Annotated in this window: 11 protein-coding genes; 6 read left to right on the top strand and 5 right to left on the bottom strand. The window is 67.8% G+C overall.

Features of this window, described 5'->3' with window-relative positions:
- Window positions 1-829 precede the first annotated feature (829 nt).
- The 5 genes from L0D16_RS11805 to L0D16_RS11785 all read right to left on the bottom strand — a co-directional run bounded on the left by L0D16_RS11805 (window position 830) and on the right by L0D16_RS11785 (window position 3,780).
- Window positions 830-1,555 (bottom strand): ABC transporter permease, encoded by a 726-nt coding sequence (locus L0D16_RS11805; RefSeq protein WP_038054955.1) that lies wholly within the window; start codon window positions 1,553-1,555, stop codon window positions 830-832.
- On the bottom strand, window positions 1,552-2,235 hold the full coding sequence (locus L0D16_RS11800; RefSeq protein ID WP_011279292.1) for an ABC transporter ATP-binding protein: 684 nt from the start codon (window positions 2,233-2,235) through the stop codon (window positions 1,552-1,554). The genes L0D16_RS11805 and L0D16_RS11800 overlap by 4 nt, the downstream gene beginning before the upstream one ends.
- A gap of 13 nt (window positions 2,236-2,248) precedes the next feature.
- Window positions 2,249-2,953: a hypothetical protein gene (locus L0D16_RS11795; RefSeq protein ID WP_126204478.1), complete on the bottom strand. Its 705-nt coding sequence runs from the start codon at window positions 2,951-2,953 to the stop codon at window positions 2,249-2,251.
- 234 nt (window positions 2,954-3,187) lie between these two features.
- A complete protein-coding gene (locus tag L0D16_RS11790; protein ID WP_015618048.1) occupies window positions 3,188-3,460 on the bottom strand; it encodes a DUF5647 family protein in 273 nt (90 codons plus the stop codon).
- Between the two features lie 2 nt (window positions 3,461-3,462).
- Entirely contained in the window at window positions 3,463-3,780 is a 318-nt protein-coding gene (locus L0D16_RS11785; protein ID WP_093008633.1) for a DUF7718 family protein, read from the bottom strand.
- Between the two features lie 217 nt (window positions 3,781-3,997).
- Here L0D16_RS11785 and L0D16_RS12545 point away from each other — a divergent pair, with 217 nt between their 5' ends.
- The 6 genes from L0D16_RS12545 to L0D16_RS11755 all read left to right on the top strand — a co-directional run bounded on the left by L0D16_RS12545 (window position 3,998) and on the right by L0D16_RS11755 (window position 9,644).
- Window positions 3,998-4,273 carry a DUF2442 domain-containing protein gene (locus L0D16_RS12545; RefSeq protein ID WP_015618050.1) on the top strand — a complete coding sequence of 92 codons (276 nt, stop codon included), beginning with the start codon at window positions 3,998-4,000 and terminating at the stop codon, window positions 4,271-4,273.
- A gap of 1,918 nt (window positions 4,274-6,191) precedes the next feature.
- Window positions 6,192-6,491 carry a ribbon-helix-helix domain-containing protein gene (locus L0D16_RS11775; RefSeq protein WP_038043893.1) on the top strand — a complete coding sequence of 100 codons (300 nt, stop codon included), beginning with the start codon at window positions 6,192-6,194 and terminating at the stop codon, window positions 6,489-6,491.
- A 6-nt stretch (window positions 6,492-6,497) separates the two neighbouring features.
- Window positions 6,498-7,283, top strand: coding sequence for a hypothetical protein (locus L0D16_RS11770; RefSeq protein WP_243032402.1), 786 nt, complete (start codon window positions 6,498-6,500; stop codon window positions 7,281-7,283).
- Window positions 7,280-7,633 carry a hypothetical protein gene (locus L0D16_RS11765; RefSeq protein ID WP_126204515.1) on the top strand — a complete coding sequence of 118 codons (354 nt, stop codon included), beginning with the start codon at window positions 7,280-7,282 and terminating at the stop codon, window positions 7,631-7,633. The genes L0D16_RS11770 and L0D16_RS11765 overlap by 4 nt, the downstream gene beginning before the upstream one ends.
- Before the next feature lie 65 nt (window positions 7,634-7,698).
- Entirely contained in the window at window positions 7,699-8,166 is a 468-nt protein-coding gene (locus L0D16_RS11760; protein ID WP_071678292.1) for a MerR family transcriptional regulator, read from the top strand.
- A 194-nt stretch (window positions 8,167-8,360) separates the two neighbouring features.
- Window positions 8,361-9,644, top strand: a complete 1,284-nt coding sequence (locus L0D16_RS11755) for a replication initiation protein (protein WP_071678293.1) — start codon at window positions 8,361-8,363, stop codon at window positions 9,642-9,644.
- Window positions 9,645-9,815 lie beyond the last annotated feature (171 nt).

Here is a 9,815-nt window from a genome sequence, read left to right as displayed (position 1 = left end):
CCCCCCGCCGGCCCCGAAGGGGCCGTATAAGCAAGCTGAGATAGTCCCCGTAGCGTAGCTAACGGCTAAAGTCCCCCCTCTTTTTCCGCAAACTGCAAAAATTCCCTTTTCCTTTGGGTAGATAACCCGAGATCCGAGAAAAAGTGAGATACCTCACATATTTACCCCGCCCGCACGCGATTTTCATCGTCCAGGACGACAAAAACCTCGGTTTCCCCCTCGAGGACCGCCCCTAAAACGGCTTTTAAGGCGGGGGGTGGACGGGGGGCACCCCCTTTACCCCTCCCCCCGCCCCCCGGCCTTCTAGGGGTCTTAGGACGGGCCAGGGACCCCTTCCCGGGGGAGGGTGGGACCCGGAGAAGAGGGAGGCCGGGCCTCTACTCGGGGCGGCGGGGGAACCCCCGCATAAACCCCACACTCCTTGAGGCCTAGGATCCCGGGCCTTTCCCCAGCATAATCTTGCCGCGATCCTGGGGCTTTCCCCGCAAGCCTATGCACCCGGCCCCCGGTTTTCCGGCTTCCTGACGGCCTTTCTTGCGCGAAAGGTGGCTTTCGTGCACCTACCCCCCTGGAAGGGCCTGAGCGGGCTTTTGAGGCGGGGGGGGAGAGGGGGTCAAGGGGGAATAGCCCCCTCCCCCACCCCCGGCCTTCTAGGGGCCTTAGGGCGGGCCGTGGGCCCCTCGGGGGTGCGGTGTGGCCTCACCGAGAATCTCATGGAGAGGTGCGGCGGGGAACGAAGATGCGGGACCAAAAGCCCGGGCCTTTTCCGAGGAACCGTAGAAGTGCAAGTTTCAGCTGGCTTTCTCGCAGAGGACAGCGCCAGAAGTTTCTAATAATCGAGGAGCCGGCCGCTGCGCCTTCCCCAGCTATAACTGTGGGCAAATGCCACGCCGCCAACCAACACCCAAAACACGGTTACAGCCAGTAGCGGCCCGAACCCCTCTCCTAGAAAAACCCTAACCGCCCATTCCAAGGGATTCAGCGTGTTCAATGTGCGTAAGGCTAAGGGTAACTTTTCCCCTGGCACGAAGAACCCGGAAAAAAGGAGAAGATAAAAGGTGAGCATCTCGGTAAAGCTCCCCACTTGCTTGTAGCGCAGTGAGGCTGCGAGCAACGAAAGGCCGAGCCCCCAAACGCCTGTCAGCGCCAGCAAGCTGGCGGCCAGCGCTTCCGGCCCGAGGCCAGCCAGCGAAACACCGCTCAGCCTAGCGTAAACTGCTAGGGCAGCGACCCAGGGCAGGGCCATCGAAAGCTCAGCGAGGGAGAGCGCAACGACAAGGGCCGCGGGGGAGTGGGGCGAGGCGAGCAACCGGCCTAGCGTGCCCAGATAAGCTTCCTCCAGAAAGAAGTTGGCCATCCTTGCCAGCAAGTGCGCGGCGAGATACCAGAGTAAAAATCCGGCTACGTAGGCCGGTCGCGCTGAATACCCCTGGCTGGTATACAGAATGGCGGTAAAGAAAAACACCTTCACTAAAAGTCCAAGCGCATAATCGGTAAAATAGCGCCTCTGAAGGGCAAAGCTGCGTGCCAGAAAAGCGCGAAAAAGGGGAGTCACCGGTACACCTCCAAAAGCCAATTCCGGAGCGTTTCTGGGTCATGGACCCCTTTGGCTGCGAGATCCGAACGAACCGCGATCTCGCGAACTTCACCTCCTTTCAGCACTATGAAACGGTCGGCAACTTCCCAGGCCAAAACCGGGTCGTGCGTGGTAATGAGAACCGTGGGGAGTTCCTTGATACGCGCAATGAGGTCGTTTTGCGATTGGAGATCGAGCCCCAAGGTCGGTTCATCGAGGACATAGGCCGCAGCTTCCTGTATCAGGGTGCTGGCAAGGGCGAGTCGCTGTTTCTGTCCACGCGAGAGGTTCTGGGCCAACCGGTCTCTCGCTTCCCCCAGACCAAACGCGGACAGCAACTCTAAGCCTTTCTCACGGATGGTGCGTTCGGGGACACCCGCGAGCCTGCCGTAAAAAAGCAAGTTCTCCCAGGCTGTCAGGTATCCGTAGAGGTTCTCGGCCTCCTCAAAAAGAAAGCTTAGCCAGCGCCGTTTGCCCGGAGTAGGGCGGCTTCCGAACACCTTAAGCTCGCCGGCATCTGGTTCCACCAACCCAGCGATGATCTTCACCAACGTGGTCTTGCCTGCCCCGTTCGGACCGAGGAGAACTACCCGCTCCCCCGTCCGCAGGAAAAAATCTACTCCCCGGAGGGCAGGTGTCCCCCCGGGGTAGGTTTTCACGACACCTTTAGCTTCAACGACGTACGGCTGCCCCTTCGTTGATGAGACCGCCACGGCCCTCAGTCTTGTAGTAGAGATCCGTCGAAATCGCCGTACTGTAGACAAATCGCTGAAAGGCCCCCAGGAAACCCGTCAGAAGGGCGAGGTATGTGGAGCGTATGGGAACCTCACCGTCATCCACCGCCCGTACCCAAACCCGGGGATCGTGCGCGCTGCTCTCGAGCCGATCCTTGGATTCCCTTAGAGCATCGAGGTAGGGTCCAAAGTACTCCTTGACTTTGGCGAATTGCGCCTGTTCCTTCTTGAAGGTTTCCACGAGGTTTTGTGCTTTGATCGCACTGGCCATTTCATCAAAGAGAACTGTGTTCAAATCAAGTAGCACCTTTCCTGAAAGCTCTTTGCGAAGCACATCAGGTTCGAGCTTTGGAGCCAGCGGGTTACCCGGATATTTCTCAATAGCGATGTCTTCGAGCATCATGGTGTAAGCAGCATCAATGTCGCGCAAGCGCTGCTTTGCGGTTGCCGCAAGGTCCAGGCTCTGGTTGTGGTGAGAAAGTGCCTCGTCGTACGAACCGTTAAATGCTGCAATGATGGCTTCCTCATATGCGGTGTTCGCAGCGAGAAGGGTTTCAAGCGTCATACCAACGACCCGACTCACACGAGCTGCGGAAGAAACGAGCATTATCTTTTTGGTCGGTTTGTGATTGATTCCACCCATACCCTAACTGTTGCTCTCCAACATGAGAATTTGGTGGGCCATGGAAGGGGGCGCGGGTGCGGCTTCCCGGTGAGGCCCCTTGTGGTGCGCTTCATGGCCCGGAGGCCCCACCTCCTCCCCGCCTCCTGGGGCTTGGTCCTGGTCCTGGGGGTGGTGGAGTGGGGGAGGCTTGGGAGAGGCGGTCCTGCGCCTGCCCTTCCTCCCTCGGAGCTCTCCGGGGCCTCTCCCGCCCCCCTAGGCGGCCCTGGGGGCCACCTCCACCTCCCTGCCCGGCAGGAGGAGGCGGACGGGCCTCCCCTCCAGGAAGAGGGCGTAGACCAGGGGCCAGCCCTCGGGGTTAGGGGCCTCCCGGGCCCAGGCCAGGGCCTTCGCCGCCACCTCGGGCTCGTCCAGGGGGAGGAGGACCAGGCGGTAGGCCTCGGGGAGCTCCTGGAGGAGGCCTGCCTCCAGGAGGTGGTCCATGAGGATCCCGTCCAGCTCGGCCAGCCTTTCCGCGGGGTTCACCACGCTTACCTCCCCTGGGCCTTGGCGGCCCGGTAGGCCTCAATGTACTCCTCGGCCCGCTGGGAGAGCTCCTTCTCCGCCACCTTCGCCGCCCTGCCGGGATCCTCGGGAAGGTCCACGGGCTCGTGGGCGGCGACGCGGTTCCGGTCCCGGTGGGCCCTGCCCCCTGCGGTGTCGTAACGGGCCACCCAGACCCAGCGGCCGTCTTCGGGGTCCCACCACTCCAGCTGCACCGCCCAGGAGCGCAACTTCCCCCGCTCCACCTCCAAGGTGACCCGGAGGCGCCGGTCGGGGCCGATGACCACTTCCCGCCTACGGACCATCGCCCCAAGTTACCTTCTTCTCCCGGTCCTTAAGGGACCTAGAAGGCCTTCCACCCGAAGGGGAGTGCCTCCTGCCCCTCCCCCGGGCTTCCCAGGGCCCTGGGACTGGTGGTGGAGTGGGCCTCCCTGCACCGGGAAGCCCTCCTAGAGAACTGGGAGCGGGCCCGGCGGGGCGAGCCCCTGAGGCCCATCCCACCCCTGGAGTAGTCTGGAGGGGATGGTGGTGGAAGTGGTGGAGGCCAGGCCCCTGGAGGTCTTAAAGCTCCGGCTCCGCTTCTCGGACGGGAAGGAGGGGGTGGTGGACCTTTCGGCCCTGGAGCTTCCCGGGCTCCTCTCCCGCCTCCGGGATCCCGGCTTCTTCGCCCAGGTGCGGGTGGACCCGGAGCTCGGGGCCCCGGTCTGGCCCGGGGGGCTGGACCTGGACCCCCTGGTGCTCTACGCCCAGGCCCTAGGCACCGGGCTTCCCCTGCCGGCGGAGGCCTCGGGGGCCTAGGCCCTCTTTGCGCGAAGGCGAACTTTCGCGCAGGAAAGGGCGAAAAGCGACCAAAATGACCCCTCGGACCGCATAGGCTTGCCGGGGATCCAGGGAAGACCTGGGGGGTTTATGCACCCCACCCCCCGGGATCCCCGGGGGGTGGGAAGGGCATGGACTTGCAAAAGACCACCTCTCCCGGCCTCTAAGGGCCCTAGAAGGCCGCCCCCTCGAGGGCCAAGGGGAAGTAGCCCCCCACCCCTTCCCCGGCCTTCCAGGGGCCTTCCAGGCGGCTTGAGGGGCAAACAGAAAACCCCGGCTGAGGTGTCAGCCGGGGGTGGGGGATAAGGGTGTCCCCCTGTAAGGGTGGGCTTCTCGCCCTGAGATTCGTGTCCTTCCGGGCCCGCAGGCCCTTCCGGCCACCGCCCGGGAACCCCCCGCGGGGAGCTCCGGGCTTCCCATCTCCCGGTTTCTGGGCCCGGGAACGCCCCCTCCTGTACGGCCGGAGGACGCCGTGGCTGGCCCGTTTGGCCGGCCTTCGCCGCCACGGTTAGGCCCGTGGCCACCACCGCGTTGAGGCCCGCGGCCAGCCGGCACTCTGGCAGTTCCCTTCCCCCCCTGTGAGGCCGGGGGACCACGGCGACTCCCGCTGCGCCCTCTCGGGGCGACCTTCTCGGCCAGGCCGACCTCCCGGTCAACCCCTTCTCGGCCCTGTCGCCCCCTGGCGTTTTGGGACGCCGCCTGGCGGTCGCCGCCACGGTTAGGCCCGTGGCCGCCACGCTCCCCCCTGTGCTGTGGCCAGGATCCACCTCCTCCCGGAGGCTTCCCCCGGTGGGGGTAAGCGCCTGTGGTCGTGATCGTCAACGTCCCCTCGGGTACTCCACCTTCCCCTCGGGATCCCTCTCCCGGTTGTCGGGGCAGGGGTTGCCCCCCGCCCCCGAAGCGGTGCCGAGGCCCCCTGGGGTGGAAGCCCCAGGGTAAGCCGGTCTGCCCTTTCCTAGGCCCTTAGGCCAGGTTCCACCACGGCGGGTACGGGGCCCCCACCGCAGCTTCCCCCCTCGTACTCGGGCAGTCTCCCCCTCTCGCGCGCCGGGTTTTCGCCGCCGCCTCGGGAGGCCTGGCCTCCGTACGCCGCACGGCTACTCCCCACGGCTCACCTGTCCCCCTTCGTCCCTGCTGCCACAGGTCCGGGGTCCAGGCCGAGAGGTTCCCCCGTTAGACCGCGGTACCTGCCACCTTCCCGCCTTCGCTACGCCCTGGCCGCTTGCGTGGCCCTTTCCCCCTACGAGGTTCCGGAGCTCGGGGTACTCCGGGCACGGCCAGGACTTCACGGACCCCAGGCGGGGGGCTCGGAGCAGAGGGGGAGTCGCACCCCCCCCGTTACAGGCCTAGCTATCGTGCGCCCCCGGTTGTCCCGGGTCAGCGGGGCCTCCAGTCTCCCTCAGCCCCCTGGTGCCTCGCGGCACCCTCAGCACCGGCCTGCTCCGCACACGTGATGGGGCTATGGGTTCACCCCATCCCGTGGGTGGGCCTTTCACCCACTTTCCCGCGGTCAGCCCTGGGGGTTCGCCCCCAGGACCCTTTCCGGGTCGCCCAATCTCGCCCCCGATCCCTCGGGGTATGTGGATTGCGGTCGAACCGGAGGCTGTGCCCCTGGAGCGCCGCGTTGAGTGCGGGGCGAGCCAGGATTTTCCCCCGGCACCCCGCTTCCCCGGCGTTCGCCATCGGAGTGGCAGCTCCTAGGCTACTTGTCCGGCCCCGGCACCACCCGGGTTAGGGTTCACCACCAGCCTACGCGGCCTCCCCGCCCCAGGTCAAGCGGGTCGCCCAAAGGAACCTCACTAAGAGCCCAGGAACGCCCCGGAACGCGTGAAAAAAAGCGTAATCCCTTGACAACCCCCCGCCCCCCCGCGCTACCCTCGCCTCAAAGGAGGCCATCATGTCTGTCTTGACCCGCCTGGAGAAGCGCCTACGAGATAAGGCCAAGCCCCGCCTCGAGGAGCGCCTCACCCTGCGCCTGGATCCCGCCACCCATAGCGCTCTGGAAGCCCTCGCCAGGGAGCACGGTATGACGCTTTCCGAGCTCGCCCGAGAGGCCCTGACGATGCTTGCGGAGGAGTACCGAGCTAGGGCGACAAAAGAGAAGGCGCAAGAGCCGCCTAACGAGCAACCCGAAGAGCCTTCCGACACGCCCCCCTCCGACACGCCCCCTCTCTTCTCCGGGGCCGCCCAGGAGTAGACCGCCATGACCGACCCCGAGGACTACCCCCTCCTCAGGAGCCAGTCCGCCCTCCTGGCCCAGGCCCTGCGCCTGGTGAGCCGGGACGGGTACACCTGGTGGCAGGTCCAGACGGCCCCCGTGGAGAAGGTCTTGGCCGCCGTGAAGAAGCTGGACGAGAAACACGCGGTCCTCATCGCCCCCAAGGCCCGGGCCATCCGGAAGGAGGCCCGCCTCCCCGTGGCCCACCTCCTCCTGGCCCCGGTGAGCGTGATGCCCCCGGAGAACCCTCCTCCCACCTGGCCCCTCATGCTCCTGGCCCCGCACCCCCTCCCCGGGGAGGGGATGCGGCGGGTGGAGGCCTCCCTCGAACCCAAGCGCCCCCTCTACTGGGTGGCCTGGCGGGAGGGGGAGTGGAAGCCCACGTACGTCCTGCGGAAGGACCAGCGGGGGCGGTGGACCTGGTTCCTGGAGCCCTCCTTTCACCGGGCCCTCCTGGAGGAGGCCCTGGCCTACGCCGCCGAGGGGGACTGGAGGGCCCTCGTGGGCCACATGAAGGCCCTGGGGAACCTGCCCATGTTCAGCGGGGTGTGGAGCCAGGTCCAGGAGATCCGCCGCAGGGTGCAGAAGCTCTGGGGGGACCGGCACCTGCGGGATCCCTCGGGCCAATGGAAGGCCCCGCCCTGGCGGAAGGCCGTGGAGGAGTGGCCCAAGGCCCCCCTCTCCCCCATCGGGATGCGCCTCTACCCCGAGGAGCCTCCCCGGACCCTCGGGGAGTGGTGGGAGGCCCACCGGAAGGGGGGCGGAGGGTGATCCGGCGCCTCGCCGGGGTCCTCTGGGCCCTGGCCCAGACTCTCCCCGACCCCGAGCGGGACCCCGACCTGGGGCCCTTCTGCACCTACCTGCGCCAGAAGTACGGCCGCCACGCCCTGGACCTCTCCCCCGAGGTCTGGGAGGAGGGGCTTTTGGAGCTCATCGCCGAGACCATCGCCGAGGGGTGGGACCGGTACGGGGCCCCCTCGGCCGCCCGGGATCCCGAGGGGGAGGGGTACATCGCCAGCGCCGAGGTGGGCCCGGAAACCGTCCTCGCGCGGGGCCAGACGAAGCGGGAGGCCTACCGGGAGGCCCGGAGGGCGTGGGTGCGGCGGCTTCTCGGGGGGTGAGCGCCCGCTCAGCGCCGGGGGTGAGCGGTAAGCGCTCACCCTGAGCGCCTGGGTAGACTGCGGTCATGGACCACTCGGAAGGGGAAGACCTCGGCCAGACCCTCCTGCCCCCCCACCTGGCCGCCCGGGCCCTGGGGGTCTCCCCGGCCACCCTCCGGCGCTACGCCGCCCTGTGGGAGGGGGTGGTGGGCCCCCTGCCCCGGGACCCCCGGGGGGGCCGGCTCTGGCCCAAGGAGGCCCTGGCCCGCCTCCAGGCGGCCCGGGAGGCCCACCTGCGGGAAGGCCTCCCCCTGGAGGAGGCCCTGGCCCGGGTCCAGGGGGACTTCCCGGCCGCCGGCCTCGCCCTCCCCTCCGAGGGGGAGGCCCTGGCCCTCCTCCGGGCCCTGGCCGAGCGGCTGGAGCGGGTGGAGGGGGAACTCCGGGCCCTGCGGGAGGAGAACGCCTGCCTCAGGGAGGCCTTGAAGGCCCTGGAGCCCCCGGTCAGCGAAGCTACCTTGAGGAGGCGGCCCTGGTGGCGGTTCTGGGGGCGGTGAGCCAGGGGGTTCGCACCTGGCCCGCCTACGCCTTGAGCTTTGGGGAAGCCTTTCCTTGGGGTTCTTGGGAACCTGGCCCTGGGAGCTTGCCCTAGAATGGGGGTTATGTGCAAAGACCCCGGCCGGATGAACAGCCGAGGCCTCTCCTCCCCAGGAGGCCTCCATCCTAACCCGGCCGGGGGAAGGAGGCAAGCGTGGAAACTCCAATCCGGCCGGGAAGCCTTCATCACGAGGAAGCCCGTAAAACCCTTGCCAGCATTCTGAACCTCCTCCAGAAGGACCGCGCCCTGGGGGAGAGGGCCCTCTCCCTCTTCGCGGCCTTCTACGGCCTCCCCCTGGAGGCCCTTCGCGCCCACCTCCTGGCCCCTCCCCCCCGCTCGGAGCGGGCCCGGGAGGCCTTCCAGCGGCCCTACCTCGCCCACTTCGCCCAGACCCTCCCCCGCTACCCCTACGCCACGGACGATCCCCAGGCGGGGGTGCGCGTCTACAAGCGGGAGAACGCCCTCAAGAGGGTCCACGTCCAGGTGGGCCACTACCCCCACGCCGTCTTGCGGCTCGTGGTGGACGTGGACCTTCCCTGGCCCCAGGCGGAGGAGAGGCTTCGTGCCCTCCCCCCCTCCCTGGTCCTGGTCAACCCGCGATCGGGCCACTTCCACGCCTGGTACGAGCTGGACCCCATCCCCCTCAAGCCCCCGCCCGGGCGGGAGGAGAGCCTGAAGGGGGCCCTGGCCCTCCTGGCGGAGGTGGAGGCCCTGCTGGAGGCCTACTACGGGGCGGACCCGGGCTACACGGGGCTCCTCTCCCGGAACCCCTTTCTCCACCCCCCGGAGTGGACCTGGGGCGGGGGGAAGCGGTGGAGCCTGCGGGACCTCCACCGGGAGCTCCAGGGGCTCCTTCCCCCCGGGACCCGGAGGCGGCTGAGCCCGGGCCTCGCCTCCTACGGGCGGAACTGCGCCCTGTTTGACCGCCTGCGGGCGGAGGCCTACGCCCACGTGGCCCTCTTCCGGGGCGTCCCCGGGGGCCGGGAGGCCTTCCGGGCCTGGGTGGAGCAGAGGGCCCACGCCCTGAACCAGGCCCTCTTCCGGGACCACCCCAAGGGGCTCCTGAGCCCCCGGGAGGTCCACCACACGGCCAAGAGCGTGGCGAAGTGGACCTACGACCGCTACCAGGGCGGACGGGTGTACGCGGTCTCCTCCACGGGGCGGCCGGACCGGAGCCGCCTCTCTCCTCAGGCCCGGGCCCTGATCCCGCCCCTCCAGGGGGAGGAGCTCCAGGAGGCGGTGCAGACGGGGGCCTCCCTCGGGGGGCGGAAGCGCGGATCCCGGCGCAGGCAGGAGGCCGAGGAGAAGCTCACGGAGGCCCTGAAGCGCCTGCAGAGCCGGGACGAGGCCATCACCGCCCGGGCCCTAGCCAGGGAAGCGGGGGTGAGCCCCACCACGGCCTCCAACTGGCTCAAGCGGATGCGGGGACAGGGTTGAGTGTGGATGGCTAAAGGGCCCCCCAAAAATCGGGGTTTTCGCTGTCCAGCACGTGGCGGAAGGGTGTCCACAAGCCTGGTGGCTATCAGGGTATACAGGCGGGGGTGCGGGGGGTGCGCCCCCCGCCGGCCCCGAAGGGGCCGTATAAGCAAGCTGAGATAGTCCCCGTAG

The organism is Thermus altitudinis, from assembly GCF_022760835.1.
GTDB lineage: Bacteria > Deinococcota > Deinococci > Deinococcales > Thermaceae > Thermus > Thermus altitudinis.
This window is presented reverse-complemented; position numbering and strand designations above follow the sequence as displayed.

Excerpts from the sequence above, each read along its gene's own strand:
- L0D16_RS11795 (WP_126204478.1), bottom strand. The coding sequence starts at position 2,953 with ATGGGTGGAATCAATCACAAACCGACCAAAAAGATAATGCTCGTTTCT.
- L0D16_RS11785 (WP_093008633.1), bottom strand. The coding sequence starts at position 3,780 with ATGGTCCGTAGGCGGGAAGTGGTCATCGGCCCCGACCGGCGCCTCCGG.
- L0D16_RS12545 (WP_015618050.1), top strand. The coding sequence starts at position 3,998 with ATGGTGGTGGAAGTGGTGGAGGCCAGGCCCCTGGAGGTCTTAAAGCTC.
- L0D16_RS11775 (WP_038043893.1), top strand. The coding sequence starts at position 6,192 with ATGTCTGTCTTGACCCGCCTGGAGAAGCGCCTACGAGATAAGGCCAAG.
- L0D16_RS11770 (WP_243032402.1), top strand. The coding sequence starts at position 6,498 with ATGACCGACCCCGAGGACTACCCCCTCCTCAGGAGCCAGTCCGCCCTC.
- L0D16_RS11760 (WP_071678292.1), top strand. The coding sequence starts at position 7,699 with ATGGACCACTCGGAAGGGGAAGACCTCGGCCAGACCCTCCTGCCCCCC.